Consider the following 26,819-nt stretch of genomic DNA (forward strand, 5'->3'; position numbering starts at 1 on the left):
CTCAGCCCCCGTGAGCCCGGTACACGGAAGGTTCACTGGGTTTCACCGGTCCATTTATAGCTATCCACAACGCCGTTCTTTCGATACTGAATCTCCAGCATCTTGAGCTGGGCATCCGACAGTCCCGGCAGGGTCCCGGTACCGTAGTAGTAGGTCCATTCCTCCACCCGCGTTCCATCGGGTCGCACCACCTGTCCGGTGCTCACCGGCTCGCCGAGCCACTGGCGCACATCCGTGCGCTCCGTCTCGCCCACTTCGACCCGTTCCTCGAAGGCCTGAAGGTCGAAGTCCTTACCGACGTCCACCTGGGCGCACCCGGCGGCAAGCATCGCCAGCACCACCAATACCGGCAACCGACGGATCATTGCTGGTCCCCTCGCTTGATCGTGGAAAAGGCCGCTGTCCTGGACTTGCCAAGCCTCGGCACTGTAGCAGAACCCGGGCCGCCGCCGGAAACCCGGAGCCCGCCGCTTTCGGACGGCTGTCTCCATCCGTTTGCCGGCGGGAATGCCGCCCTTCCGGAACGTGCCTCCCAGATGCCCGGCCCCGGGCCGCTCCATGCGGCCGAATACCGGTTCGCCGCCGCAATCGACCTCCGCGGTGCGGAAAATTATCCAGCTCTGGCTATATATAGCCGGACAACTATGCCCATAACCCCTCCCTGAGCAAACGAAAAATAAGCTAATGCGTTGCAGAACAGGAGCTTTTGTAATTTGGCCCGCTACTTGCTTAGTCCAGTAACAGGTTTTCTACCTCCGACTGCACTCGGACAACGGATTCGGGACTCGATTCTCCTGAAGAGCGAGCGGGAGAAGCCATGCCTTATATGGCCCCAATTAGAAGGCCCTGAAGGAGTGTGGGATTCAGGACTTCAATGGAATCGCCGTTCCGTATGGAGAAGCAGCAGTGCCGAAGAGCCGGAGGCGGAAGACGTGCAAACAAAATCCATGCAAGGAGGAAATGTCATGGGACGTCTGACACACCGTTCGGTGTACAAGGGCTCAATGGCCCTGCTAGCCGTCTCTCTTTCCGCCTACGCGGGCACGGCCACGGCCAATGAAAAGCTGCAGGAGCTCGCGAAAAGCGAAAAGAACTGGGTGATGCAGTGCAAGAGCTACGACTGCCAGCACTTCAGTGAATCCACCCAGATCAACGCCTCCAACGTGGAGAACCTGGAGCCGGCATGGTCCTTCTCCACGGGCGTCCTCTCGGGCCACGAAGGCGCTCCCCTGGTGGTTAACGGCATGATGTACATCCACTCGCCGTACCCCAACAAGGTCTTCGCCGTCGATCTGGACAATCCCAACAAGATCGTCTGGCAATACGAGCCCAAGCAGGATCCGGCGGCGCGCTCGGTGGCCTGCTGCGACGTGGTCAACCGGGGGCTGGCCTATTATCCCGGGGAAGGAGACACCCCGCCGCTGATCATCGAGAGCACCCTGGACGGGCACCTGCTGGCGCTGAACGCCAACAACGGGGAGATGTACTGGAAGCTGGAGGTCATGGACCCGAGCGTGGGCCAGACCCTGACCCAGTCGCCCTACGTGGTGAAGGACAAGGTGATCATCGGCTCGTCCGGAGCGGAGCTGGGCGTGCGGGGCGTGGTGACCGCCTACGATATTAAAACCGGCGAGCAGGATTGGCGCGCCTACGCCACCGGCCCTGACAAGGACCTGCTGCTCGCCGATGACTTCAACAGCGCGAACCCACAATACGGTCAAGAGGGCCTCGGACTCAAGACCTGGGAAGGCAACCAGTGGAAAGTGGGCGGCGGCACCAACTGGGGCTGGTACGCCTACGATCCGGAAGAGGAGCTGGTCTACTACGGCGCCGGCAACGCTGCTCCCTGGAACGAGACCATGCGCCCCGGCGACAACAAGTGGACCAACACCATCTTCGCCCGGGATGTGGATTCGGGTAAGGCCGAGTTCGCCTACCAGAAGACGCCCCACGACGAGTGGGACTACGCCGGCGTCAACGTGATGATGCTCTCCGAGCAGAAGGTCGACGGCGAAACCAAGAAGCTGCTCACCCACCCCGACCGGAACGGCATCCTCTACTCCCTCGACCGCACCAACGGCGACCTCGTCGCGGCCGACAAGATGGACGACACGGTGAACTGGGTGGAGCACGTCAACCTGGACACCGGCACCCCCGTCCGGGATCCCGAGTACGGCACCCGCATGGGCCACAAGACCAAGGGCATCTGCCCGTCGGCCATGGGCTACCACAACCAGGGCGTGGACTCCTACGACCCCGACAAAGAGCTGTTCTTCATCGGCATGAACCACCTGTGCATGGACTGGGAGCCCTACATGCTTCCCTACCGCGCGGGGCAGTTCTTCGTGGGCGCCAACGTCTGGACCTATCCCGGACCCAAGGGCAACCGCGAGGAGAGCACCGGTTCCGGCCAGATCAAGGCCTACGACGTCAAAACCGGCGAATTCAAGTGGTCCAAGATGGAGCGCTTCGCCGTCTGGGGCGGCACCACCGCCACCGCCGGCAATCTGGTCTTCTACGGCACCCTCGACGGCTTCATCAAGGCCCGCGACTCCCGTACCGGTGAGCTGCTGTGGAAGTACAAGCTGCCCTCCGGCGTGATCGGCCATCCCATCACCTACAAGCACGACGGCACCCAGTACGTGGGCATCAATTACGGTGTCGGCGGCTGGCCGGGTGTGGGTCTGGTCTTCGACCTGGAGGATCCCTCCGCCGGACTCGGCGCTGTGAACGCCTTCAAGAAGCTCCAGGAGCACACCCAGATGGGTGGCGGCTTCATGGCCTTCTCGCTGGAAGGGGATACCCCGTTCGACAACGTCGACGTGGGTGAGTACCAGGCCAGCAACTGAGCCGCTGCATGCAAGAGGCCACGGGCGCGTGCCTCCGCGCGCGCCCGCTCTTGTACCCAATTGTGCGCTTTCGGAGCTGTATCACATGAAGCATGCATTCAAATCGCTAGGTTTGGCCGCGGCGCTTCTTTGGCCGGCATTCGGCCAAGCCGCCGGCGACATGGGCAAGGAAACCCTGCGCGTATGCGCGGCCAAGGACGAGCTGCCCTATTCCAGCGCCGAGAAAAACGGCTTCGAGAACGAGATCGCCGAGATTGTCGCCGATGCCATGAACCGGGAGCTCAAGTTCGTCTGGGCGGACCGGCCGGGCATCTACCTGGTGCCCGAATTCCTCCGGAAGGACAAGTGCGACGTGGTGATGGGCCTGGACTCGGATGACCCACGAGTGGCGACCACGCAGCCCTATTACCGCTCCAGCTATGTCTTCGTCTACCCCGCAGACGCCGGGGTGGAGGTGAAGGACTGGGAGAGCGGTGATCTGGCGGACATGACGCGCTTCGCCGTAACGCCCTACAGCCCGGTGGAGGCCAAGCTGCGCGAAATGGGCAAGTGGCGGAACAACCTCAACTATATGTTCTCGCTCATCGGCTACGCGTCGCGCCGTAACGAGTACGTCCGCTACGACCCGCAACGGATGATCTCGGAGGTCGCCAGCGGCAAGGCCGATATCGCCATCGTCTGGGGCCCGAAGGCCGCGCGTTACGTAAAGCAGGCCTCCCGCGAGCTGACCATGAATGTGGTCCCCGACACCCGGACCTCGGACGGTCCGGTGGTCTTCCATTACGCCCAGTCCATGGGTACCCGCAAGGAAGACAAGGCGCTGCGTGACGCGCTGAACCAGGCCATAGAGGCCCGGTACGACAAGATCCGTTCGGTTCTGAAGGACGAAGGCTTTCCCCTACTCGGAGTCGCCGGGTCGGCGACCGCGAAAAACCATACCGGAGATTGATCCTAAATGAGGCAAAGCAAACGGACCCGCCTGCTGTCGGGCGTGTTTTTGGCCAGCGTCTCCCTGGCCCTCCTCTCGAGCCCCGTGCTCGCGAAGGAGATATTCCGCAACACCGTCACCGGACAACCACTCGATCTTTCCAAGGCGGAAGTGGGCAAGAACCCGGAAGCGGTGAAGAAGTTCGAGCAAACCGGGCATAACCCTTTGAACGGCAATGAGCAGGCCATCGAAAAGGGGGAGCGGAACTTCCTGACCGCCTGCTCGGGGTGCCACGGCCACCATGCCAAGGGGAAGATCGGCCCGTCGCTGGTTGACGATTACTGGACCTATACCACGAACGCCACCGACGCCGGCCTTTTCGCCACGATCTTCGGCGGTGCGCGTGCTCAGATGGGCCCGCACTACTCGACGCTCACCCGGACGGAGATGCTTCAGACCATGGCCTACATCCGGAGCATCTACGAGGGCAAGGCCTCCGAGGCCGAATGGCTCACATCGAAAGAGCGCGAGGCACTGCGTGAAAAACGCGGGAACCAGTGAGTCCGGAACGGGAGCTCCGCCGCCCCGCTTCGCGGGACACGGGTGGCCGCTCTGCACACCCCGCCCGGCGGGAAACAGGAGGATCCGAAGCCATGATCCGCAGGATCGCGGGAGTTACCACCAAGCAGGAACGCACCACAGGAGGTAGGACCATGAAGAGCAAGACCACCATTCTCGGCGCTTCATTCATCACTCTGGCCGGCCTGCTGACCGTCGGCCCGGCAATGGCTTATGACGGCACCAACTGCGAGGCCCCGGGCCAGTGCTGGGAGCCCAAGCCCGGCTTCCCGGAGAAGGTCGAGGGCACCAAATACGACCCGAAGCACAAGGAAAGCGAGCTCAACAAGCAGCAGGAGTCGATCCAGGCCATGGAGAAGCGCAACGCCATGCGCGTCGAGCACTTCAAGGAAACCGGCAACTGGGTCTACGACGTCGAGAAGCTGAAATAACGCAGCACGGAACCCCGAAGGACAGCCATCCCCAGCGATGGTGAGCGACCCGGCCCCCGCCGCCGGCGGGGGCCGCTTATTTCCAACGGGCCGGCCCGCCGGCCGCAAACCGGGAACGCTTATGCATGAGGAGAACGTCCTCGCCGACTGGCACGCCCGGGCCACCGCGCTTGAGGAGCAGGTCAATGCGGTGATGGTGGATCAGTCGCACGCGGTCCATCTCATGCTGGTGGCAATCTTCGCGCGGGGCCACGCCCTGCTCGAGGGCGATGTCGGCGTCGGCAAGACCACGCTGCTGCGCGCCCTGGCCCGTGGCCTGGGGGGCGGGTATGAACGTCTCGAGGGAACGGTCGACCTGATGCCCTCGGACATGGTCTACCACACCTACGTCAACGAATCCGGACAGCCCTGCGTGGAGCCGGGTCCGCTGCTGCGCCACGGCCAAGGCCTGGCGACCTTCTTTTTCAACGAGATCAACCGTGCGCGGCCACAGATGCATTCGCTTCTGCTGCGGCTCATGGCCGAGCGCTCCATGGCCGCCTTCAACCGCGAGTATCACTTCCCGCACCTGCTGGTCTTCGCCGACCGCAACCGGGTGGAGCGGGAAGAGACCTTCGAGCTGCCCGCGGCGGCCCGCGATCGCTTCTTCATGGAGATCAACGTGACCATGCCGGAAGCGCGCGAGGCCCGGCGCGCCCTGATGGCGGATCCCCGCTTCCATGACACGGACCGCCTGATCGAGGAAGTCGAGCCCGGCATCGTCGACTACACCGCCCTCAACGACCTCGCCACCACCCTGCAGCACCGGATCACGGTCAGCGAGGCCCTGCAGGACTATGCCCTCGACCTGTGGGAAGCGGTCCGCGCTCCCGCCTACCACGGCATCCACCTCGACGACGTGGACACGGAGACCCTTGTCGCCGGCGGGGGCAGCCCCCGCGGCATGAGCATGATGATCCGCGCCGCCCGCGTGCATGCCTGGCTGGCGGACCGGGCGATGGTGGTGCCGGAGGATATCCGCGCCGTATTCCTCGAAACCGCGGGCCATCGCATCTTCTTCAACCCGGTCTACGAGCTGCGGCGCGACGAGATCATCGGTCGCCTCATCGGCGCCGCACTGGAACGGGTGGCTGCGCCTTGACGGCCGCCACGGTCCACAACGAGGCAAGCGAATTCGTCTACCGCTTGCGCTGGCGGCCATGGGGACTGCGTCCCGGTGGCCACGTGGGCCAGCGGGCCGGCATGGGCCATCTCTTCCTCGGCTACGCGTCGCTGCTGGACCATCCCGACCCGCGGCGCCTGGACCTGCGGGCCAGCCTACGGGACCCGTTCGGTACGCTATTCACGCGTACCTTCCGGCAACGGTCCGCCATCACCGTGATGGTCGTGGCCGATCTATCCTCCTCCATGCGCTTCGGGGACAAGGCGACGTTCCTGCGCGGATTCGTGGACGCCACGGCCCGCTCGGCGGCCGCCTGTGGCGACGCGTTCGGATTCCTGGGAACGGGGGACCGCCTGGAAGACGCCCTCCACCTCCCGCCGAGCTTCCGCCGTGGCGCCGCCCAGCGGCTCAAGGGTCTGCTGGACAACGGCCCGCCGCTCGGAGAGACGGCCCAATCCCTGGAGGCTGCGGGGGCGCGCCTGCCCCGCCATCGCTCCCTGGTGCTCCTGGTATCCGATTTCCACTGGCCCGAAGACCGCCTCGAGCGCGTGCTCCAGGGGCTGTCGCGGCACGACGTGGTGCCGGTGGTGGTCTGGCACACCCGCGAATACACCGAGCTGCCCCGCTACGGACTGGTGGGCCTACAGGACCCGGAGAGCGGCCACCGCCGCATGCTGTTCATGCGGCCAGGGCTGGCGGAGCGGCTACGAGCCTCCTATCAGCGGCGGCGGCAGATACTGACGCGCGTCTTCACGCGCTTCGGCCGCAGGCCGTTCTTCAGCGGCGAACGCTTCGATCCCGATGCGCTTACCGACTACTTCCTGGGGACACCATGAAGGCCCGGGGGCGAATTTGGGCAATACCGCTGCTGGTCCTGGCCTCTGCATGGGCGCTGCCGGCCAACGCCGCCGGGATCGACCTCTCCGTTACCGAGCCGCGGTCCTACGGCCACGTGGCCGGCGACCGCATCGAGCGCCGGCTGCGTCTGCGGCTGCCTCCCGGATACCGCCTCGAGCGGACGTCCCTGCCCGCCACGGGCAAGGTCAACTACTGGCTGGAGCTCGCGGACATGGCGGTGGACGGCGGCGACCGGGGCGGTACGGCCCGGGTCACCCTCGGCTATCAGCTCTTCTACGCACCCCTTCAGGTGGTTCCCCGGCGCTTGCCCGCCTTCCGGATATCGGCGAGCAACGATGCCGGCGAGCGGCTGGAGGCGCGGGTACCGAGCTTCGATTTCACCATGTCGCCGCTCATAGCCCTCCGTCCCGAGGCGGAGTTCGGCGACCCGGAGAACGGGATCATGGCGGCGGACGAGCAGCCGGATCGGTTGCCGGTGGCAGAGCCGCGCCGGGGCGCGCTGACCGCTTTCGGCGTCTTCTCCCTGGCGCTCCTGCTCTGGGCCTGGGCGGCCGACCGCCTGCCGGGGCGCCGGCGCGGGCCCTTCGGGCGAGCGGTCCGATCGCTGCGCCGACTTCGCGAATCGGACCGCGGGGCCACGGAGGCGGCCATGCGCACGCTCCACCGAGCCTTCGACGAAACGGCGGGGCATGCCGTATTCGCGGAGGACGTGGACGCATTCGTAACCACCCACCCGGCCTTCTCGGACCTGCATGACGACATCGCCGCCTTCTTCGAATCGTCGCGGCACCTGTTCTTCGCCGCGGACGACGGGCCCCGGGGCTACGAGCTCGACGAAGTGCGGGATCTGACGAGCCGCTGCCGCGCCCGCGAGCTGCGGACATGAGCATGGGCTTCGAGCATCCGTGGCTGCTGGCGGCGCTGCTGCTGGGGCTGCTGCCGTGGTGGCGCCTCCCCTTGCGGGAGCGGGAGCACGCCTGGACGGCCATGCTGCCCCGCGACGGCCTCTCCCGGATCGTGGACTTCGGTCTCCGAGCCGCCGGCCTCCTGGCCGTGACCGCCCTGCTTCTGGGCCTGGGCGGACCGTACCTGGGCCAGCAAACGGTGGAGCGCATCACACGCGGCGCCCATATCGTGCTCACGCTGGACCGCAGCCGGAGCATGGACCAGACCTTCGCGGGCAGCAATCCGCAGGGCGGCGAGGAATCCAAGAGCGATACGGCGCGCCGGCTGCTTTCCGCCTTCATCGAGCGCCGCGAGCACGACCTGTTCGGCGTGGTGACCTTCAGCACCCGGCCCATGCCGGTACTGCCGCTCACCGACGACCAGGCGGCCGTGCGCGCCGCCGTGCGGGCCGCGGCCACCCCAGGGCTCGCCTTCACCAACGTGGCCCTGGGCCTCCAGAGCGCGCTTTCCTATTTCGAGGATTCCCGGCCCAGCGCCTCTCGGGCCGTGGTGCTCCTCTCCGACGGCGCCGCGGAGATCGACTTCAGCAGCGCCGCCCGGCTGCGCACGCTCTTCGCGCGCGACAACGTCGCGCTCTACTGGATCTTCCTGCGCACTGAGGGCAGCCCCGGCCTGGAGCCGCATCCCGGAGCGCCGGGCAGCGATAAGGCCGAGGTGCTTCCGGAGCAGAAGCTGCACCGCTTCTTCAAGAGCCTGGACACCCCATACCACGCCTACGAGGCGGAGAACCCGGAGGCCCTGGCCCGGGCCATCGAGGATATCGGCCGCCTGGAATCGCAGCCGCTGGTCTACGAGCAGCGCATTCCCCGTCAGGATCTCAGCGGCTTGTTCTTCGGGCTCGCCGGGGCGCTGCTGCTGTTGCTGGTGGCCGCCAAAGCCATGCAAAGGGAGCTGGTGGCATGACCATTCGACGGATATTGCGCTCCGCCGCTCTGGCCGTGGCCCTGGCAGCGGCGGGGATCTCCGCCTGGCAAGGCTGGCAATGGCTGCATAACGCCCATCAGAACGAGCGCATCCGGAAGGTCCTCGCCCATGCGGATGTGCGGATCACCCCGGAGGCGCCCCTGGCGGTCCTGTTCGCGCGGGGCTATGGCGAAGGCGAGCTCGAGCGCTATCGCGAGGCCCGCTCCGCCTATCAGACCATCTGGATCCGAACAGACGGCGGCCGCCGGGGGGATCCCCGCGATTACGCCGTACGGGCGCGCTACAACCTCGCCAACCTCTATCTGCGGCGCGCCACGGAACGGGCCCGCAACGGCGAGGTGGACGGCGCCCGCACCATGGCCGAGCTCGCCAAGGAGGCGTACCGGGACGCCCTGCGGGCGCGGCCCGCCTACTGGGCCGCCAAGCGCAACTTCGAGGCCGCTCAACGGCTGGTGCGCGATCTGCCGAACAGCCAGGGCACCCCGGAGGAGGGCGCGGAGCCCAAAGAGGACGTCTGGTCGCAGATGCCGGGATTCCCGCGGGGGGAGCCGTGAGCCTCCGCAGCACCTTCACCGATATCCGCTTATGGCTGCTGCTCGCCGCCCTCCTGCTGGCACTCGCCACCTTCCTGGTGCCCCGCTGGCCCATGCGCCAGCCGGTCTACAGCACGCTGTTCGTGGTCGACATCACCCGCAGCATGAACGTGGCGGATTACCGCGTCGCCGGCGAATCCGTCACCAGACTGGAGCGTGCCAAGCAGGCCGTGGCCCAGGCCGTATCGCGCCTGCCCTGCGGCTCGCGGGCGGGGCTGGCGCTGTTCACCGAGCGCACCATCAACATCACGCTCATGCCGGTGGAGGTATGCGGCAGCTTCAACAGCCTCCAGGCCAGCATCGAGCAGATCGACTGGCGCATGGCCTGGGCCGCGGACAGCAACATCAACCGGGGCCTGTACTACGGCATACAGCTCGTGCGGGACCTGCGCGGCCAGCCGGCCGTCGACGAGCGTACCGCGCTGGTGCTCCTCACCGACGGCCATGAGGCGCCCCCGGTGAACCCGCGTTACGAGCCCGACCCCGCCGAGCTGGTTCCCGGCAAGAAGCCCGATGCCCTCGGCGCCCCGCCGCCGGACGCCCCCCCGCTCCACGGCGTGCTCGTGGGCGTGGGGGGATATGAGCCGGCCCCGATCCCCAAATTCAACGCCCAGGGCGAGCGCATCGGCGTCTACGGCCCGGACGACGTGCAGCAGTCCTCCAAGTTCGGCCAGCCGAAAAACCCCGAGGAGATCGAGGGCTACGTGCCCCGCAACGCGCCCTGGGGACGGCACAAGAAGACCGGCAGCGAGCACCTCTCCGCGGTGCGCGAGAGCCATCTGCAGTCCCTGGCGGCAAAGGCCGGCTTCGAGTACCTGCACCTGGAAGACCACGCCGCGCTCTATCAGGCGCTGACCCCCACCGATTGGGCGGACCTCCGCATGCGGCGCACCGATATCCGCTGGCTGCCCGCCGCGGCCGCGTTGTCGGCCCTGATCCTGGTCTACGTCCTGACCATTTTCGGCGACCTGCAACGCGCACGACTCTTCACAGCACACAAATCCCGCGTTTCGCGAAAGGAAAGGAGCAACTGATGAAGTCACTCGTCCGCACTCTGGGCATCCTCCTCCTGCTGCCGGCCGTGGCCCTGGCCCATGGTCCGACGCCGCAGAAGGCCCGGGAGCAGATTCACATCGATGCCGCACCGGGGGCGGTCTGGGAGGTTCTGGGAGATCTTTCCTCCCTGGCGGACTGGCAGCCGCGGCTGAAGGCCGTGCAAGTGGAAGGCAGCGGCAAGCAAGCCAAACGGGTGCTGGTTTTCAATGACGGCGGCACGATCACAGAGGGCATGGACGAGTACGACCCCGAGCGGCACTACATGGGCTACCGGCTCTCGAAGGAGGACCCCGAGGTGTTTCCGGTGAGCTTCTATACCGCGACGCTGGAGGTGAAGCCCGATGGCAACGGCAGCAAGGTGGAATGGATCGCGCGCTTCTACCGGGGCGATACGGGCAACTTCCCAGAGGAGGGGCAGACCGACGAGGCCGCCCAGAAGGCCATGCACGGGTTCTTCCAGGATGGGCTGAAGGGCCTCAAGGCCGAGGTGGAGGGCGGGTGATGCGCCCTACCCGCCCCCTCGCGGCCCTGGCGGCGGCGCTTCTGGGCGCCCTGACCGCCTGCGCGCCGGAGCCGCCCGACTCCGCCAAGGCCTGGATGACCGTCCAGGGCGATGATGCCGTGCAGGTGCTCGACCCCGCCAGCAGCAGCCGCGTCGCCCGCATCAGCGTCCCGGAGGGTCCCGTGGGGATCGCGGTGGGCGAGCGGCGCGTCTACGTGAGCCATCCGGAAACCAGCCGGGTGAGCGTGATCGACAAGGAAGCGCGCCGGGTGACCGACGTCTGGCGGGTGGGCAGCGAGCCGTTCGGCGTCGCCCTGGCCGGCGAGGCGGGGCGGCTCTACGTCACCGATTGGGCCATGGACCGCGTGCATGTCCTCGACGCCGCCGACGGCCACCTGATCGCCCAGATCGGCGTCGGGAAGGAGCCCGCGGGGGCCGCGGTGACGCCGGACGGATCGCGGCTGCTGGTGGCCAACCGGGAAGGCGACAGCCTTTCGGTCATCGACACCGCCGGTAACGCCCGTGTGCGCGAGGTGCCGGTAGGTCACGCGCCCTTCGCCGTTCTGGCCGGCCCGGAGGGCAGGCGGGCCTTCGTCGCCAACGTGCGCAGCGACGACGTCCATGTGGTCGACATCGCCGCGGGCACCACCGAGCAGCGGATTAGCACCGGCATCTTCCCCTATGGACTCGCCCTGGCCGACGGCGGCCGCACGCTGCTGGTAACCGAGCAGCGCGCCGGGACGCTGGCCCGCTTCGAGGTGGCCAGCGGCGCCCTCATCGACCGGATCGAGGTGGGCGGCCAGCCCGACGGCATCGCCGTGGACGCGGCCACGCACCGCGCGGTGGTGGCCAACTGGCTGGACGATACGGTCTCGGTGGTGGATCTGGATCGGGGGAAGCAGACCGCGACCATTGAGGTGGGGGCCGGACCCCGCGGCTTCGGGCGGTTCATGGAATGAGCATGCGCCCTGTGGGGCCGGAGCGGTTCCGAAACGTTTCCGAGGCCCATCGCTCCCGCCTTTCATCAGGCCCCGGACAGGGGCGGTTCCCTGCCGCCGTGGAACAGCCGCAGCTCCCATCGACCGGTGGCGTCCTCCCGGCGCAGGATGTAGATTGCCCCACCCCGTACCCGGACCTTGAGGTACAGATGGCCGCTGCCCGGCCAATGGTCGAGCATGGCTTCGATCTCCTGGCGGTGGCCGCTCAGGTAGAAAGCCCGCGGCTCTTCTCCGGAGCTTCCGCCGGGCTCGACGGTGACCTCCAGCATGATTCCGCCAGGCTACCGGTCCTTCCCGCCGCCCGCATTCGCCCGAACCGCTTCCAGGGCCTGCTCGACCGCGGCCCGCTCTTCGTACATGCGGGCCTGTAAGCCCCTGGAGCGGGCCCGCTCCACATGGCCCGAAGCGTCATCAATGAACAGGACGCGACCGGGGTCGACACCCAGATCCGCCACCACGTCGTCGAACAGGGTGGGATCCTGCTTGCCCTTGCCCATTCGGTAGCTGTTGTAGACGCGGTCGAATTCCGCCAGGAAACCGTCACGGCGATCGAGACGCTGCAGCCAGTCGGTCTGGTCGGTGAGCAGACCCACCCGGATGCCGGCCTCCCGAAGCCGGCGCACCCATGCCAGCATCCAGGACCGGAGCCGGAAGCGGGGAAGCACGGCATCCGCTCCCTCCAGCGGCTCCACCCACAGACCGGTACGCTCACCCAGGATCCGCCAGAAGTCGGCCTCGCTTCCGGTCCCCGTCACGTAACCGGAATCGTACACGGCGTCGGTGGAATGGCTCGTCACCTGCTCGGGATCGAGACCATGATGCCGGGCCAGGGCCTGAAGTCCCGCCTTCAGGCCCTCGTCGGCCACCACCCCTCCGTAGTCGAGGAGCACCCATTCGATGGCTGCCTGCTGCACTGGATCCCCCTGTGGTCAGGTTCTGGGAACAGGATCCAACAAACGGACGGCGCCACCAAGTGCACCACCGGCGGGAAAGGGGCATCGGGCCGTATACGATCGGCCGGACCCTACTGGAAGTCCTTGGTATAGGTGATCTGGTAGGCGGTGGCGTTGTTCTCCCCGAACACGGCGTTCTTCATGCGCTGCTCGAAGCGGAAGGCCCGGAGCTTGAGGATTCCGCCCTGACCGAGGGGTACCCCCAGCTTCATCCCGTAGGTCGTGGACCGGAGCCTCGCCAGACGGTTGTCAGCGCTCACGTAGCGCGGCACGGACTCCCCCGTGGCGAGGTTCCGCACATAGAAATCCGCCGCGGTCTGCCGGTAGTAGCGCCCGAAGGGCTCCAGGAAGAAGCGCTCGGAGCCGAGCTGATAGCGATAGCGCAGATTGACGGTATGGGAGTCGATTCCCCAGCCGTCGGTGTAGTACCGGTAGTCGAGGGCGAGGGTATCCCGATCCGCGCGCAGCTCGTGGACCAGACTGGCGAAGAGCCCCTTGCGCCTGCGCTCGGTGGGCCGACTCTCGTAGATCCGGGTGAGCTCGATGTCATTCTCGTTGGCGACGCTCACCACCTTGTAGGGGTCGGTGTGGTAGCCCTCGGAGACCGTGTAGAACAGGTTGAGCTGCATGAGGGTCTTGGGGTTCACGGCGTGGGTGATGCCGATCACCCCGTCAAGGGTCTCGCGCCGGCCCTCCCCCGCGAAGTCTTCATCGGCGGTATCGCTGCCCGGTACGGGGGTGCGACCGTCCAGCTGCGCGATCTTGTCCGTGGAGCCGCCGAAGGCCAGGGAGAGGGTGGTCTGCTTGTTGAAGAAATCCTTCTCCGCGGTGATCCCCCCGCCCAGCGCCTCGTAGTCGCTCTCCACGGAGACGTAGGCATTGGGCCGGACCCGGAAGGTCCGCCAGAAATCGTGCGTCCACGCCATGTCCACCGCCAGCCGGGTATCCTCGAAAGGCGCCAGCGCCTTCGCCTCCCCCGAGGTGGTGAAGCCGGCTCCGGAGGTCCCGGTTACCGTGGTCACGCTGGAGGTCTGGACGGCGCCGGTGTGCGTGGAGCCGGTCATGGTATCCAGCACCACCCCCAGCTTGATGGAGTCCCGATCGCTCATGTCGCCGCGCACGTCGATCATGTACGACTCCACGTCGACGCGGTCCTCCTCGCTGTAGCTGAGGTAGGACGCATCCACCGACCAGTTGTTGCCGTAGACCTCGGCGGATTCCGCGTTCTGCCCGAGCAGGCTGGCGGTGGCCGCGGCGAGCAGCCCGCCGATGGATTTCGATCTAGTTGCAGCCACAGCCACCCGCCCCCACTCCGGAGCCGCCCGTGGACGCCTCCTTGCTGAAATAGGTGTGCTCATCCACATAGGCATCCACCGGGTCGCCCCCGAGGCGCATGGATTCCTCGGCCAGCGTGCCGCGCTCCCAGGCCTTGACCTTGCGGAAGTCCATCGGGCCGTTGTTGGCGCAGGCGCTCAGGAGCAGAGCCGCCAGTAGCGGCAGGACCGTGCGACGCGCCCCCCTCATTGGGCCGCCCGTACCTGGCGGGCGATCATGCGCTCGAGGCGCTCGCGCTCGCCCAGCCGGAAGCCGAGCTCGCGATGGACGATGCGACCGTCCGGTCCCACCAGGTAGGAGCTCGGCATGGCGGAGACGCCATACTTCTCGGCCAGGTCGCCTCCCGGGTTGAAGACCACCGGAAAGTCGACGGGCACCTCGCGCAGGAAGCGCTTCGCATCGGCGGTGGACTCGTCGAGGTTCACGGCGGCGATGACCAGGCCGTCGTCGGAATAGCGGTCGTGTAGCTCGTTCATCCAGGGAAAGGACTGCCGGCACGGGCCGCACCAGGAGGCCCAGAAGTCCACGTAGACCACATGGCCGCGGAGCTCCGACAGCATGGCGGAGCCGTGGAAGTTCGGGCCCTGGATCCGGAAGTCGGGGGCGCGGTCGCCGGTGTCGGCGGCCAGGGCGGAGGTGACGGCGCCCGACAGCAGGGCGGCGAGTAGCAGCAAGCGGGATAAAAGGGTGTGCATCGGCTTCGGCTTCCCTGCGTCGGTTGGAAAGGTCCCGGCGATCAAAACAGGGTCGGCTCCCCGGCCCGGGTTTCGTCGATGGGCGCATCGCCGGAGGGATTCCGCTCCGGGTCGGCGGTCATGGCCTCCGGCCTCTGCGCCCCGAAGTAGCCGTACACCGTGGACGCCACGGCCATGGGCTCGGCCTCGTAGCTGCCGTCGGTGGGCATGGTGTACTGGTTGTTCTCGCCGGCCGTACCCACCCGCTCGGTGGCGCCCACCACCTTGCCGAGGGCCCCCGAGGGCCGCAGGGCGGCCCCGCCGAGGGTGTAGAGGTTCTGGTTGTTGGCGTGGTCCCAGCCCATGGAGTTGTTGAGGTTCACCAGCCGCCCGAAGTCGCCAAAGACGTTGATAACGATGTTGTCGGTGGGCCGGGACCCCGTGCTCGACAGCCGGATGTGGCGCATGGCCACGCGCAGGGTGTCCATCACGTCGTTCATGCGGCCCGGGTACTTGTCCACCCCGTTGTTGTGGTCGTCCCAGCCGCCCAGGCCGTCCGAGCCGGCGGTGATGTAGACGGTGCTCGGGTTGGCGATGGCCAGGGTCACCGCCGCCCGCACGTTCTCCGCGAATCCGTTGTTCGGGTACTGGAGCTCGCCGGTGGTGTCGTCACCGTCGGGGTCGGCCGTCCCGACATTGGGAAGGGCTTCGTCGCGGGCGGTCTCGAGCCGGCCGATCAGGTCCTCCATGGTCCTGCGGTGCTCGAAGCCGTTGGCGGCGGCCTCGAAGCGCTCGCGGTACCCGGCCTCCGCCATGACCGTGCCGCGCAGGCGCTCGAAGACCGCCTCGTTGGTGGCATTGGTCTGGCCCCGGCTGTAGGGATTGTCGAAATCCCGGTTCATGGTGATCGGCCGCAGGGCCAGGGGCAGCTGCTTGTCCGGGTCGATGGCGTAGGACGTCGACTCGCCCTCGAAGGACACGAAGGGCAGCGGCATGCCCGGAAGCCCCCCGTCGAAGCTGCTCACCGCGGTGCCGTCGGCGAGACTCGCGGTGGCCACCCGGTCGCGGTGCGTGTGGAGCAGGCCGGCCAGCCGGGTACCCACTCCCGGGCTGTTCTCCACGGCGAGCGCCCCCTTGTTGGCGATGAAGATGCTCTCGCGGTGGGAGCGGGTGGCGTTCTTGCGCTTGACCAGGGTGCGGTACACGGAGAGATCGCCGCCGGCGATCATGTCCTCCATGTGGGCGCCGCCGGCGTCCTGCCAGAAGCCGTGCGGGGTGATCTGGCCGCCGTCGGTGGTGAAGTCGAGGATGCCGTCGCCGAAGGCCTCCGTATAGGAGTTCTGCGAATTGGCGTCGATGTCGGCGATGTTGGTCAGGTTGCCCGCGAGCTCCGAGGGACCGCCGTACAGGAAGATGTTGATCACCTGCGGCATGACGGTGGGCGGGGTATAGCCCACCGCGCCGTAGTCGGGGCTGAAGGCGCGGGCGCGGCGGGCCAGCAGCGAGAGCGGGAATCCGACCGGGATGGCGCGCGCCAGGCCCAGGCCGCCGCCCATCTTGAGGAAGTTTCTGCGATTCATGGCGCGGTACCTACTGAACGGCCCGGTAGTAATAGAGCTCGGGCAGGCGCGAGATGTAGTCGAAGATAGCGCGGGCGAAATCATCGGCGCGGTTGTCGTCCACCCATTCCAGGCTGGCGTCGTCCCCCTCCCGGACCCAGTAGCGCTGCCGCGCCAGGTCCAGGAGCTCGGCCTTCTCGGCGTCGGTGGCGAACCGCCGCGCACCGGTCAGGAAGACGTAGTCGACAAACTCGCGCAGATCCAAGGAAGCCAGCGGTGAATAGAGGTCCTCCGTATCCCGCCGGTAGAACAGGCCGTGCTCCCCGGGATATTCCGAGTGATTGCCGTCGTAGGCGCGGTGCTGGAGAAGCACCCGCTCGCGCATGGCCTTGTGGTAGTTGGCGAAGCTGAGCGCGTCCATGGGAACGTCCGGCTGCCGGCCGATCTTGTACTCCATGGTCGCCCAGCCCATGTTGTCCAGGTACATCTGGCTATAGGACAGGCGGGTCATGCGCCGGAATATGTCGTCGTCAACCTCGCCGCGCTCCGGATAGGCGGACCACTTCAGGCGGGCAAGGGTGCCGAACAGGTTCTCGTCCACCGCCTGCACCCGCCTGGTGCCGAGCAGGTACTCGCGGGAGAACAGGATCGCCTTGAAGATATCCTCGAAGGTCTCGGGACCGCTCTTGACGATGGACTCCACCATGGCCAGGCGGTCCTCGGCGCTGCGCCCCGCCATCAGATAGTTGACGATCACCTCCACCACCCGCGGCATGAAGCGCGGATCGCTGACGATGACGTTGTAGAGGTCGTCACAGTTGGTGATGTAGTACTGGTCGAGGATCACCTGCGGCCGGCTGTTGGCGAAGGGCGTCTGCACCAGCTCGTAGCCCATGTCCTCGTCGGTGAGGTAGAAGTCCTTGCAGGCGATGCCGCCCTTGCGGGAGTCCTCCTCGGTATCGAACAGCCCGAGGTAGAGCTCGAAGGCCTCCAGGGCATGGTTCTCGGGGGAGCGCGAAACGCGCCAGCGGCTCAGGGTGGGCAGGTGGCCGCGCACGATCTCCCGGACCGACTGGCCGTCGGTGATCTTGCGCTCCAGGGAGGCCATGACGCGCTGGGCGTCGTTGATGTTGGTGCTCTCCATCTCCAGGGCCGGGGAGAACATGATGGTGTTCGCCAGGAAGTGCGCCATCCACACCGCGAACATGTCCCGGGAGAGCGGATACTCGACGATGCGGGCGAGAGGCTCCTGCTTGGGCAGCCGCTCGTCGTCGAATCGGTACTTGGCCTGCTCGGGGTCGCGGTTGCCCTGCGCGTCGAGGCCGAAGATTTCCGTCTCCGCGGCTTCGCGGCGCTCCGCCGAGAGCGGCTCCGACAGGGCCCGGCGGGTCTGCTCGAGGAAATCCTCATGGGCGACGGACGGCTTATCCAGGCCCCGGGACAGGTCGAAGAAGGAGTCGACGGGAACGCCCCGCCAGAGGGTGCCGAGCAGCTTGTTCGCCACCTGGTACCGCTCCTCCGGAGACAGGCCGTCGAACGCCTTCTGGGTGAGCGGGGCGGCGAAGCCCTTGGGCCTCAGGTCGGAATCAGAGGGTCCGTCGCTCGGCACGTTCCCCTGGCCGCAGGCCACGAGCCCGAGGCCCATGAGCGCCGCGGCAAAATGCCTGCATGCGGATCGGAAGGTGGGACGGCTGCGGTAGGCTCGTTCCGGACGTTTCGGCAGACCGGACGCAATACGGGCGGGTGCCCCGGAGCGGACCGGTGGCGGCGCTTCCCATTCCATCTTTTTGCTCCTTGAGTGCCCGTTCCGCGCGGCTACATGGTGCGGTAACGGTCCCCCCTTTACTCGGAGGAGCGCTGAATTTTCCCAGCCCGCGGGGCGCCGCGGCGCTGGCTCCGTTTCCCCTCCGGAGCCATGCGCGCCGTGCCGCTACGACGCGGGCAGACTTGCAGGTATTTTTGTAGGCGAAACGCTGTCGAAGATCAATGACAGCGCGATGACAAATAGGCCCCCGGAACCGCAAAGATTCTTTTAGACAATTGAGCCGGAACGTTTTTTCGGTCTGCAAAGGGGCGACAATTTTTTTCGAACCCCCTGGGGGACAAGAGATGAGCGTTGAAGAGCCGGTCCTGGAGCGCCTCGGGACACTCTGGAAGGCGCGCTTCATGGCCATGGCCAGCCCTTGCGAGGTGCTGGCGGAAACCGGAGACAGGGAATTGGCCGAGGAGCTGGGCGGTATCGCCGCCGCCGAGGCCTGGCGGATCGAGCGCGCCTTCAGCCGCTACCGCGACGACAACCTGATCGCCCGCATCAACACCAGCCAAGGCGCGTCCGTGGAGGTGGACACCGAAACCGCCGATCTCCTCGATTTCGCGGACGAGTGCCACCGGATCAGCGACGGCCTCTTCGACATCACCTCCGGGGTACTGCGCCGCATCTGGCGGTTCGGTCCCGACGCCGAGCCGCCAGGCGCCGAGCAGATCGCCGCGCTCATGCCGCTGATCGGCTGGCACCGCGTCACGTGGCAGCGGCCTCGGCTGGTGGTGCCGGCCGGCATGGAGATCGATCTCGGGGGCATCGGCAAGGAGTACGCCGTGGACCGGACCTTTACGCTCCTCGAGGAGCGGACCGAGGTCCCTTTCCTGGTGAACTTCGGCGGCGATCTGCGCGCCAACCGGGTCCGCAGCGACGAGAGTCCGTGGACCACCGGCATCGAGCACCCGCAAGAGACCCGCACGGCCGTGCAGACCCTTGCGCTGCACCGGGGGGGCTTGGCCACCAGCGGCGACGTGCGCCGCTCCTTCACCCACCACGGCGTCGTGTACGGCCACATCCTCCATCCGCACACGGGCTGGCCCGTGCCCGACGGCCCCCGCTCGGTGACCGTCGCCGCCCCCACCTGTACCCAGGCCGGCGTCCTGTCGACGCTCGCCATGCTGCACGGTGCCGACGCGGAGGCCTTCCTCGACGACCAGGAGCTGGCCTACTGGAGCGTCCGGTAATGACGACCGATCGGGGCGACCCCGAAACGCTTTCAACCGTTCAACCGGATGACGCAACCGGATTCGTCCAGAAATCCGGCCCGTTCCCGGCGGTTCAGCCAGCCTCCGCCTTGGAGCCGAGGGTCAAGCGCAGGACCAGCACCGCGCCCTTGCCGAAGCCGTAGCTGGTGGTGTGGAAGCGCCGCATCGAGCAATGCCGGCGCGCCCCCGCCTATCCCGCCCAGGCGGGCGTCAGCATTTCCGATATCGCCTCACGCTGGGGCTTTCTGGACATGTCCCACTTAAGCCGGGCCTCCAAGCGCGCGGTGGGCGCCCCGCCCCGGCGCTACCGGTAGCAGATCCTCGCCACCCGTTCGGATAGCCGGCGGTAAGCGGCGAGCGGGCGTAGCCCCCCGGTCAGGCGTCCCCCACCGTCACCGCCGCCGCCTCTCCGGGGCTGGATTCCCGCTCCGCCTCCGCATCCACATGCGCCAGGAAGCGGGCCCCGGAGGCCAGCACCCCCACGCTCAGCAGTACGCCGGCGGCGCCCACCCAGAAAGGCACATGCGCATTGATGCTCTCCCCGAGCCTGCCCGCCAGCCAGGGGGCGACCGCGCCGCCGCTGAAGCGGACGAAGTTGTAGGCCGCCGAAGCGACCCCCCGCTCAACGGGCGCCACCTTCATCACGGTCTCGGTGATCAGGGTGTTGTTGACGCCCATGAAGGCCCCGGCCGCCACCACGCAGGTGGCCAGTACCATCCTGCTGTCCGTCCAGACAGCCATGATCGCGAGGATCAGTGCCAGTGCGGCCAGGGCGACCAGCAGGGTGACGACGGTGCCGAAGCGCCGCTGCAGCCTGGGCGCCACCACCACGGAGGTGAAGGCCAGCGCCAGACCCCAGCCGAAGAAGATGAGCCCCACTCCGTGGGCGCCCATATCCAGCGGGAAGGGTGTGAATGCCAGGAGCGAGAAGAAGCCGAAGTTGTAGAGCAGGGCGGCGACGGCCACCGTAAGCAGTCCCCGGTGGCGCAGCGCACGGAACGGATCCCGGATGGAGGTGACCTGCGTCACCGGGGACGTGGGCGGCAGCAGGTAGTACGTCACAACCAGGGCCATGGTCATGAGCGCCGCCACGCCGAAGAACGGCCCGCGCCAGGAAATGGCGCCGAGCACCCCGCCGATGAGCGGTCCCGCGGCGATGCCGACCCCCAGCGCCATCTCGTAGAAGATGACGGATTCCTTCACCGAGCCCCGCGCGGAGCTAACGATCGCGGTGAGCGCCGTGGCAATGAACAGCGCGTTGCCGAGGCCCCAGAGGGCGCGGAAGCCGATGACCCCGCCGATGGTGCCCTGCACCCCGGCGAGGCCGGCGCCGGCGATGATTATGACGAGTCCGAGCAGCAGGGTCCGCTTGACCCCGAGCCGGCTGGAAACCACCCCGGTAACCAGCATGGACACGCCCATCACCGCCATGTAGCCGGTGAAGAGCAGCGCCGTCTGGGAGGGCGAGGCCCCCAGGGAGTGGGCAATGGATTTCAGGATCGGGTCCACCAGGCCGATGCCCATGAAGGCGATGATACAGGCGAAGGCCACCGCGAGTACGGCCCGGGGCTGGCGCCACAAGGTCACTTTTCCTCCTGTTCATCCGTGCCATGCGGAACCGGGCCGGCCGCATGGAGCAGATTGGTGAGTGTGTCCAGCGCCGCGCGGATCTGCAGGCGCTCATCCTCGGGGAGCTTCTCGATCAGCGGGGTTATGACCGCGGCCCGGGCCGCGCGCACGTCATCGAGCAGCCCCCGGCCCCGAGCGGTAAGGGAGATACGCACGGCCCGGGCGTCGTGCGGGTCCGTTCGCCGGTAGACCAGGCCGGCAGCCTCCAGCCGCCGAACCTGGGTGGTCATGGTCGGCTGGCTGCAATGGTCGGCTTGCGCCAGGTCGCCGATGCGGGCTGACTGGAGGGCATCGATCTGGGCCAGCAGCCTGGCCTGCGCCACCGGAAGCGCCAGGTCCGCGTTGCGGGTGGCCCAGCGGTTGAGGCGGGCGATAACGCTCAGCAGCTCCGCGCCCAGCGAGGGATCCGTGCTGTTGTCTTGGGGAGGCATGGCGTCAATTTACATTTATTTTCTATATAAAAAAAACCGGCAATGCTTTCGGGGGGTCACCCGGACCGGACACCAATGGTAGGGTTCCCGCCGAAACGAATTCGGGGACAGGGCTTCCATGGAGATCCGGATACCGGGCAAACAATGGGTGGCGGGCGCGGCAAGGCGCTCTGGACACCGACTGCCGGCGGCGCTGGCGGTTCTTGCGGTCCTCGGCCCCGGGTGCGGCACGGAGGTGACGGAGGACGAGGAGACGGAATCCGTCACCCCCGTGGCGCTCGTTACCCATGAAACCGATCTGGCGGACTACACCGAGCAGGCGGTCAATGCGCTACCCAGGGAGGACTCGGAGGGCTACCGCCCCCCGGATGCCGGGGAGCAGGCCGCCTGGGTGGAGGCGGTGGCTCGCTTCGGGGAGGGGAGCATCAAGGACGCCGAGCGTTACCTGCGCGACCGGCTGCCCGCCTACCGGGCCGCCTGGATCGAGGTCCCGGGGGCGGAGCGCTACGCGGTCCTGGAGCCCCGGGATGCGGCTGACCCGGGCTGGGGCCGCGTGGTCGCCGACCCCGACGGGGAGCGCCCCCTGGTGCTGGAGGTCCCGCACCCCGATTTCGACCTCCATACCGCCGCGGAGGGGACCACCCTGTTCACGGAGACCGACGCCCGGTTCCTGCTGCTGGCCGGCACCCACCGCTGCGCCAACGGTGCCGCCAGTACGTGCGACGGGAAGACTGGGGTCTGCACCGATGACGACAGCTCGGAAGCCTTCCGGGTTTCGGACATGGCCCACACCGTGGATACCCCCTTCGACCTCGCCCACCGCACCCTGATGCAGGGGGCCTCTGGGCGCATCGCGGTGAGCCTGCACGGCAACGGCCGCTCAAATAGCTGCGGGGGCCTGTTCCTGAGCGGCGGCATAACGGGCTCCGCGCCACCGCTTGTCGACGACATCGCCGCGGCCATTCCGGGCACCAGCGGCCTGTCCGTGGACACGGAGGATTCGGCGGCTTCTTGTTCCCTGGTGGGATCCACCAACGTCCAGGGGCGATTCACCAACGGCGCCGACGCGCCCTGCACCCGGAAGGCCGATACCGCCTCGGGGCGGTTCGTGCACGCCGAACAGAGCCTGGAGATGCGGGAGGACCACGCGGCGGTGCTCGCCGACGCCCTGAAGGCGGCGGTACCGCGCCGATAGGAACGAGCCTCCCCCGGCCCACCGCGCGGGGCAGCAAGCCCGGAGCCCGGGGAAGCGTCGGGATTCCCGACGACTCAGGACAGATGGGCCTCGGGTCCGCGTGGCGGATCGCCCTCGCGGGCCAGGGCCGCGCTCTCCTCGTCGGTGTAGAGGCGGGATCGGGTGAGGAAGCGCACGCCTTCGGGAGCCTCCAGGGAGAACCCGCTGCCGCGGCCGGTCACCACGTCGATGATCAGGTGGGTATGCTGCCAGTACTCGAACTGCGGGCCGCTGATGTAGAAGGGCTCCCCGGCCACCTCGCCGAGCAGGACGTCCTGCTCCCCCACCTTGAAATCGCCCCGGGGAAAGCACATGGGGGCGCTGCCGTCGCAGCAGCCGCCGGATTGGTGGAACAGCAGGGGGCCGTGCATCTCGCGCAGCTGATGGATGAGCTGTTCGGCGGCCTCGGTAGCCGTTACCCGTTGTACCGTCATGGCCGTTTCCTCCTTCAAGGAGCGGGGGCGGCACCCGCCGCCCCCGCTAACCGCTGGTTGGGCCCGTGCGGTCTAGAACAGGCCCAGCGCCTTGCTGGAATAGCTCACCAGCAGGTTCTTGGTCTGCTGATAGTGGTCGAGCATCATCTGGTGGTTCTCCCGGCCGATGCCCGACTGCTTATACCCACCGAAGGCGGCGTGGGCCGGATACTGGTGGTAGCAGTTGGTCCACACGCGGCCAGCCTGGATGCCCCGTCCCATACGGTAGGCGGTGTTCATGTCGCGGGTCCAGACACCGGCGCCCAGCCCGTACAGGGTATCGTTGGAGATCTCCAGGGCGTCGTCCATGTCCTTGAAGCTGGTCACGGAGACCACCGGGCCGAAGATCTCCTCCTGGAAGATCCGCATCCGGTTGTTGCCCTCGAAGATGGTCGGCCGCACGTAGAAGCCGCCGGCCAGATCGCCCTCGCCCTCGAAGGGCTCGCCGCCGGCCAGCACTTTGGCGCCTTCCTCCTTGCCGATGGCCAGGTAGGACAGGATCTTCTCCTGCTGGTCGCGGGAGGCCTGGGCCCCCACCTGGGTATCCGTGTCCAGGGGGTTGCCCTGCTTCAGCGCCTGCGTACGGGCCACGGCGCCTTCCATGAACTGGTCGTAGAAGCGCTCCTGCACCAGTCCCCGGGACGGGCAGGTACAGACCTCGCCCTGGTTGAGGGCGAACATGGCAAAGCCTTCCAGGGACTTGTCGGCGAAATCGTCCTGCTCGGAGAAGCAGTCGGAGAAGAAGACGTTGGGCGACTTGCCGCCCAGCTCCAGGGTGACCGGGATCAGGTTCTCCGAGGCCGACTGCATGATCAGGCGCCCGGTGGTGGTCTCGCCGGTGAAGGCCAGCTTGGCCACGCGCGGGCTGGTGGCCAGGGGCTTGCCCGCCTCGGCGCCGAAGCCGTTCACCACGTTGACCACGCCGGCCGGCAGCAGGTCCTGGAGCATCTCCATGAGGAGGAGAATGGAGGCGGGCGTCTGCTCGGCCGGCTTCAGCACCACGCAGTTACCGGCGGCCAGCGCCGGAGCCAGCTTCCAGGTGGCCATCAGGATCGGGAAGTTCCAGGGGATGATCTGCCCCACTACCCCGAGCGGCTCCTTGAAGTGGTAGGCCACGGTGTCGTTGTCCAGCTCGCTGATGCCGCCTTCCTGGGCGCGGATGGCGCCGGCGAAATAGCGATAGTGGTCGATGGCCAGGGGAATGTCGGCGGCCAGGCACTCGCGCACGGGCTTGCCGTTATCCCAGGTCTCCGCCACCGCCAGCTGCTCCAGATTCGCTTCCATGCGGTCGGCGATGCGGTTTAGCAGGTTGGCCCGCTCGGCGGGGGAGGTGATGCTCCAGGACGCCTTGGCGGCGTGGGCGGCATCCAGGGCCCGCTCGACGTCATCGGCGGTGGAGCGCGGAATCTCGCAGAAGGTCTGCCCGGTTACCGGGGTGGGGTTGCCGAAATAGTTGCCCTTCGCCGGCGCCACCCACTCGCCGCCGATGAAGTTCTCGTAGCGGCTCTTGTAGGAAACGACGGCATCGGCCGATCCAGGTGCCGAGTAGAGCATGGCTTCTCCTCCTTGGTATTTCAGCTATGATGGGGACTTCCGGAACAACCGGGGCAAGAAGCGTTCCAAAGCTTTCGGAACCCGGGAACAACGATCCAATCTCCTGATTTTTCGGGCCCTGAGAAAGCACCCTGCATTCGGTTTGCCGACCGAAGGGCCGCCATGCCGCTTCCAGGTGTTGCAAATTGCGATAGCGGCGTTGCGGCACGCGACAGCCGGAAGGAGAGAGGCCATGGGAACGCTGAACGGTACCTACGGTTCGGGTCGGAAACCCTTTCGGAAACGGGACGAGACCGCCGGCCTCGAACCGGTTATCGAGCGTTCCTGGCGGCGCTGCGCGGCGGACGGGCTGGATATGGCGGGCCGGGCCGACGACGCGGTGTACGGCGGCACCGAGCTGAAGCAGCGGCGGGAGCGGCAGGAGCACCTGGTGGCTTACGCCCTTCCGGAGCTGGAGAACATCCGCCAGCAGATCGCCCACACCAACAGCACCGTGATCCTCACCGACGCCGAAGGCGTTCTGCTCCAGCGCCTGGGTGACGCGGAGTTCCACCGCCGGGCCGAGACGGTGGCCCTCCAGCCCGGCGCCTGCTGGAACGAGAGCGCGCGCGGCACCAACGCCATCGGTACCGCCATCACCGAGCGCCTTCCGGTGAACGTGCACCGCGGCGAGCACTACCTGGAATGCAACGCCTTCCTCACCTGCGCCGCCTCACCCATTCTGGATCCCGCCGGCTCGCTCATCGGGATTCTGGACATCTCCGGGGACCAGGATGCCCGGCAGATGCACAGCCTCGGTCTGGTGCAGATGTCCACCACCATGATCGAGAACCGTCTCCTGGAGGAGCACTTCGACGAGGCCCTTTACCTCTATTTTCACCCGCGTCCGGAATTCCTCGGCACCCTGGGCCAGGGCATCGCCGCCTTCGCCGGTGACGGCCGACTCCTGGCCACCAATACCTGCGCCCGGCGGCTCCTCGACCTGACGAGCACCATCCACGGATGTACGGGCTTCGAGGACCTGTTCGGCGTGCCCCTCGAGTGGATATTCCGGTGCCCGGGCGAAACGGGGCCGAACCTGGAGACCCCTTCCGGAATCCGCCTCCACACCCGGACCCGTCTCCGCCAGCCCCATGCCCGACCGACTCCCATTCCCTCGCCCCTTCCCACCACCGGCCGCATCGAGCACGGCGATCCGACCGTGGCCACCGCGGCGGAGCGCGCCCATCGCGTACTGACCCGGGATATCCCCGTTCTGATCGAGGGAGAGACCGGGACCGGCAAGGAGCATCTGGCCCGCATGCTGCACGACTACGGACCCCGCGCCGACGGCGCCTTCGTGGCCATCAACTGTGCCGCCCTGCCGGAATCGCTCATCGAATCGGAGCTGTTCGGCTACGTGCCGGGGGCGTTCACGGGGGCCAAGCGCGAGGGGCAGACCGGCAAGCTGGTGGAGGCGGACGGCGGGACGCTCTTCCTGGACGAGATCGGCGACATGCCCCTTCCCCTGCAGAGCCGTCTGCTGCGCGTTCTGCAGGACAAGCAGGTGGTTCCCGTGGGGGGCAACCAGCCCCGGCCCGTGTCGTTCTCCCTGGTCAGCGCCACCCACCGCGATCTGCGTGCACTGGTGGCGGCGGGCGAGTTCCGCTCCGACCTTTACTACCGGCTGAACGGTCTCCAGGTGGAGATGCCGCCCCTTCGCAGGCGCCGCGACCTCTCCCGGCTCATCCACGCGCTACTGGCGGAGGAGGATCCCGAGGCCCGCATCTGCCCGGAAGCCCTGGAGCTGATGCTCGGCCATCCGTGGCCGGGCAACTGCCGGCAGCTCTCCTTCGTGCTGCGTACCGCGCTGGCCCTGCGCGACGACGCCGAGCCGCTGGAACCGCGGCATCTGCCCGGTGATTTCCACAAGGATCTGACCGGCAGGGACGAGGAGTGCGGCAGCAGCCTGCAGGCCGTAACCGATCAGGTCATCCGGGAAGCGGTGGAGGCAAACGGCGGCAATGTCAGCGCCGCCGCGCGCGCCCTGGGCATCAACCGCAGCACCATCTACCGGCGGCTGCAGCGCTGATCCGGAAGCACCGAATATCCGACCCGGGCTGGCGGG

The 26,819-nt window shown here is 67.4% G+C and carries 28 protein-coding genes; 16 read left to right on the top strand and 12 right to left on the bottom strand.

Going from position 1 to position 26,819, the window contains the following annotated elements; genetic code table 11:
• Window positions 1–32: 32 nt before the first annotated feature.
• Entirely contained in the window at window positions 33–365 is a 333-nt protein-coding gene (locus tag ACERLL_RS15335; RefSeq protein WP_373656979.1) for a hypothetical protein, read from the bottom strand.
• A gap of 600 nt (window positions 366–965) precedes the next feature.
• On the opposite strand from ACERLL_RS15335, the gene ACERLL_RS15340 reads away from it, so the two are divergent.
• From ACERLL_RS15340 to ACERLL_RS15395, 12 genes are all read left to right on the top strand, one after another.
• Window positions 966–2,849: a methanol/ethanol family PQQ-dependent dehydrogenase gene (locus tag ACERLL_RS15340; RefSeq protein ID WP_373656980.1), complete on the top strand. Its 1,884-nt coding sequence runs from the start codon at window positions 966–968 to the stop codon at window positions 2,847–2,849.
• 160 nt (window positions 2,850–3,009) lie between these two features.
• The gene (gene moxJ, locus ACERLL_RS15345) at window positions 3,010–3,798 is read left to right on the top strand and encodes a methanol oxidation system protein MoxJ (RefSeq protein ID WP_373656981.1); all 789 of its coding nucleotides are present in this window, start codon (window positions 3,010–3,012) and stop codon (window positions 3,796–3,798) included.
• Window positions 3,799–3,804: 6 nt separating this feature from the next.
• Window positions 3,805–4,338: a cytochrome c(L), periplasmic gene (gene moxG, locus ACERLL_RS15350; protein WP_373656982.1), complete on the top strand. Its 534-nt coding sequence runs from the start codon at window positions 3,805–3,807 to the stop codon at window positions 4,336–4,338.
• Window positions 4,339–4,490: 152 nt separating this feature from the next.
• On the top strand, window positions 4,491–4,787 hold the full coding sequence (locus ACERLL_RS15355; protein WP_373657043.1) for a methanol dehydrogenase [cytochrome c] subunit: 297 nt from the start codon (window positions 4,491–4,493) through the stop codon (window positions 4,785–4,787).
• A 121-nt stretch (window positions 4,788–4,908) separates the two neighbouring features.
• Entirely contained in the window at window positions 4,909–5,928 is a 1,020-nt protein-coding gene (locus ACERLL_RS15360; protein ID WP_373656983.1) for an AAA family ATPase, read from the top strand.
• Window positions 5,925–6,785 carry a DUF58 domain-containing protein gene (locus ACERLL_RS15365; protein WP_373656984.1) on the top strand — a complete coding sequence of 287 codons (861 nt, stop codon included), beginning with the start codon at window positions 5,925–5,927 and terminating at the stop codon, window positions 6,783–6,785. Before ACERLL_RS15360 ends, ACERLL_RS15365 begins: the two co-directional genes overlap by 4 nt.
• Window positions 6,782–7,693 carry a nonribosomal peptide synthetase MxaA gene (locus ACERLL_RS15370; RefSeq protein WP_373656985.1) on the top strand — a complete coding sequence of 304 codons (912 nt, stop codon included), beginning with the start codon at window positions 6,782–6,784 and terminating at the stop codon, window positions 7,691–7,693. Before ACERLL_RS15365 ends, ACERLL_RS15370 begins: the two co-directional genes overlap by 4 nt.
• Window positions 7,690–8,676 carry a vWA domain-containing protein gene (locus ACERLL_RS15375; RefSeq protein ID WP_373656986.1) on the top strand — a complete coding sequence of 329 codons (987 nt, stop codon included), beginning with the start codon at window positions 7,690–7,692 and terminating at the stop codon, window positions 8,674–8,676. The genes ACERLL_RS15370 and ACERLL_RS15375 overlap by 4 nt, the downstream gene beginning before the upstream one ends.
• Window positions 8,673–9,251: a hypothetical protein gene (locus tag ACERLL_RS15380; RefSeq protein WP_373656987.1), complete on the top strand. Its 579-nt coding sequence runs from the start codon at window positions 8,673–8,675 to the stop codon at window positions 9,249–9,251. The genes ACERLL_RS15375 and ACERLL_RS15380 overlap by 4 nt, the downstream gene beginning before the upstream one ends.
• Complete coding sequence (locus ACERLL_RS15385) at window positions 9,248–10,324, top strand: vWA domain-containing protein (RefSeq protein ID WP_373656988.1); 1,077 nt, start codon at window positions 9,248–9,250, stop codon at window positions 10,322–10,324. Before ACERLL_RS15380 ends, ACERLL_RS15385 begins: the two co-directional genes overlap by 4 nt.
• Complete coding sequence (locus tag ACERLL_RS15390) at window positions 10,324–10,848, top strand: SRPBCC family protein (protein ID WP_373656989.1); 525 nt, start codon at window positions 10,324–10,326, stop codon at window positions 10,846–10,848. Before ACERLL_RS15385 ends, ACERLL_RS15390 begins: the two co-directional genes overlap by 1 nt.
• Window positions 10,848–11,807 (top strand): YncE family protein, encoded by a 960-nt coding sequence (locus ACERLL_RS15395; RefSeq protein ID WP_373656990.1) that lies wholly within the window; start codon window positions 10,848–10,850, stop codon window positions 11,805–11,807. Before ACERLL_RS15390 ends, ACERLL_RS15395 begins: the two co-directional genes overlap by 1 nt.
• Window positions 11,808–11,872: 65 nt before the next feature.
• Here ACERLL_RS15395 and ACERLL_RS15400 read toward each other — a convergent pair whose 3' ends face one another.
• The 7 genes from ACERLL_RS15400 to ACERLL_RS15430 form a co-directional block, all read right to left on the bottom strand.
• Complete coding sequence (locus ACERLL_RS15400; protein WP_373656991.1) at window positions 11,873–12,115, bottom strand: hypothetical protein; 243 nt, start codon at window positions 12,113–12,115, stop codon at window positions 11,873–11,875.
• A 12-nt stretch (window positions 12,116–12,127) separates the two neighbouring features.
• A complete protein-coding gene (locus ACERLL_RS15405; protein ID WP_373656992.1) occupies window positions 12,128–12,760 on the bottom strand; it encodes an HAD family hydrolase in 633 nt (210 codons plus the stop codon).
• 110 nt (window positions 12,761–12,870) lie between these two features.
• A complete protein-coding gene (locus ACERLL_RS15410) occupies window positions 12,871–14,094 on the bottom strand; it encodes a DUF3570 domain-containing protein (RefSeq protein ID WP_373656993.1) in 1,224 nt (407 codons plus the stop codon).
• Window positions 14,081–14,323 carry a DUF4266 domain-containing protein gene (locus ACERLL_RS15415; RefSeq protein ID WP_373656994.1) on the bottom strand — a complete coding sequence of 81 codons (243 nt, stop codon included), beginning with the start codon at window positions 14,321–14,323 and terminating at the stop codon, window positions 14,081–14,083. The genes ACERLL_RS15410 and ACERLL_RS15415 overlap by 14 nt, the downstream gene beginning before the upstream one ends.
• Window positions 14,320–14,829 carry a TlpA family protein disulfide reductase gene (locus ACERLL_RS15420; RefSeq protein ID WP_373656995.1) on the bottom strand — a complete coding sequence of 170 codons (510 nt, stop codon included), beginning with the start codon at window positions 14,827–14,829 and terminating at the stop codon, window positions 14,320–14,322. The genes ACERLL_RS15415 and ACERLL_RS15420 overlap by 4 nt, the downstream gene beginning before the upstream one ends.
• 41 nt (window positions 14,830–14,870) lie before the next feature.
• Entirely contained in the window at window positions 14,871–16,388 is a 1,518-nt protein-coding gene (locus tag ACERLL_RS15425) for a DUF1501 domain-containing protein (RefSeq protein WP_373656996.1), read from the bottom strand.
• A gap of 10 nt (window positions 16,389–16,398) precedes the next feature.
• Window positions 16,399–18,012 (bottom strand): hypothetical protein, encoded by a 1,614-nt coding sequence (locus ACERLL_RS15430; protein ID WP_373656997.1) that lies wholly within the window; start codon window positions 18,010–18,012, stop codon window positions 16,399–16,401.
• Window positions 18,013–18,476: 464 nt separating this feature from the next.
• Between ACERLL_RS15430 and ACERLL_RS15435 the strand changes: the two genes are divergently transcribed.
• Together ACERLL_RS15435 and ACERLL_RS15440 are read left to right on the top strand one after the other, a co-directional pair.
• On the top strand, window positions 18,477–19,370 hold the full coding sequence (locus tag ACERLL_RS15435) for an FAD:protein FMN transferase (protein WP_373656998.1): 894 nt from the start codon (window positions 18,477–18,479) through the stop codon (window positions 19,368–19,370).
• Between the two features lie 170 nt (window positions 19,371–19,540).
• A complete protein-coding gene (locus ACERLL_RS15440; protein WP_373657044.1) occupies window positions 19,541–19,705 on the top strand; it encodes a helix-turn-helix domain-containing protein in 165 nt (54 codons plus the stop codon).
• Between the two features lie 61 nt (window positions 19,706–19,766).
• On the opposite strand, the gene ACERLL_RS15445 is transcribed toward ACERLL_RS15440, so the two are convergent.
• Entirely contained in the window at window positions 19,767–20,972 is a 1,206-nt protein-coding gene (locus ACERLL_RS15445) for an MFS transporter (protein WP_373657045.1), read from the bottom strand.
• Window positions 20,973–20,974: 2 nt separating this feature from the next.
• The gene (locus ACERLL_RS15450) at window positions 20,975–21,451 is read right to left on the bottom strand and encodes a MarR family winged helix-turn-helix transcriptional regulator (protein ID WP_373656999.1); all 477 of its coding nucleotides are present in this window, start codon (window positions 21,449–21,451) and stop codon (window positions 20,975–20,977) included.
• A 118-nt stretch (window positions 21,452–21,569) separates the two neighbouring features.
• Between ACERLL_RS15450 and ACERLL_RS15455 the strand changes: the two genes are divergently transcribed.
• Window positions 21,570–22,646, top strand: a complete 1,077-nt coding sequence (locus ACERLL_RS15455) for a hypothetical protein (protein WP_373657000.1) — start codon at window positions 21,570–21,572, stop codon at window positions 22,644–22,646.
• Window positions 22,647–22,720: 74 nt separating this feature from the next.
• On the opposite strand, the gene ACERLL_RS15460 is transcribed toward ACERLL_RS15455, so the two are convergent.
• Window positions 22,721–23,119, bottom strand: a complete 399-nt coding sequence (locus ACERLL_RS15460; RefSeq protein ID WP_373657001.1) for a DUF779 domain-containing protein — start codon at window positions 23,117–23,119, stop codon at window positions 22,721–22,723.
• A 72-nt stretch (window positions 23,120–23,191) separates the two neighbouring features.
• On the bottom strand, window positions 23,192–24,712 hold the full coding sequence (exaC, locus tag ACERLL_RS15465) for an acetaldehyde dehydrogenase ExaC (RefSeq protein WP_373657002.1): 1,521 nt from the start codon (window positions 24,710–24,712) through the stop codon (window positions 23,192–23,194).
• A gap of 232 nt (window positions 24,713–24,944) precedes the next feature.
• On the opposite strand from exaC, the gene ACERLL_RS15470 reads away from it, so the two are divergent.
• Window positions 24,945–26,783, top strand: a complete 1,839-nt coding sequence (locus ACERLL_RS15470; protein WP_373657003.1) for a sigma-54-dependent Fis family transcriptional regulator — start codon at window positions 24,945–24,947, stop codon at window positions 26,781–26,783.
• Window positions 26,784–26,819: the final 36 nt, after the last annotated feature.

This window comes from Thiohalorhabdus sp. Cl-TMA, from assembly GCF_041821045.1.
GTDB classification, from domain to species: Bacteria; Pseudomonadota; Gammaproteobacteria; order Thiohalorhabdales; family Thiohalorhabdaceae; genus Thiohalorhabdus; species Thiohalorhabdus methylotropha.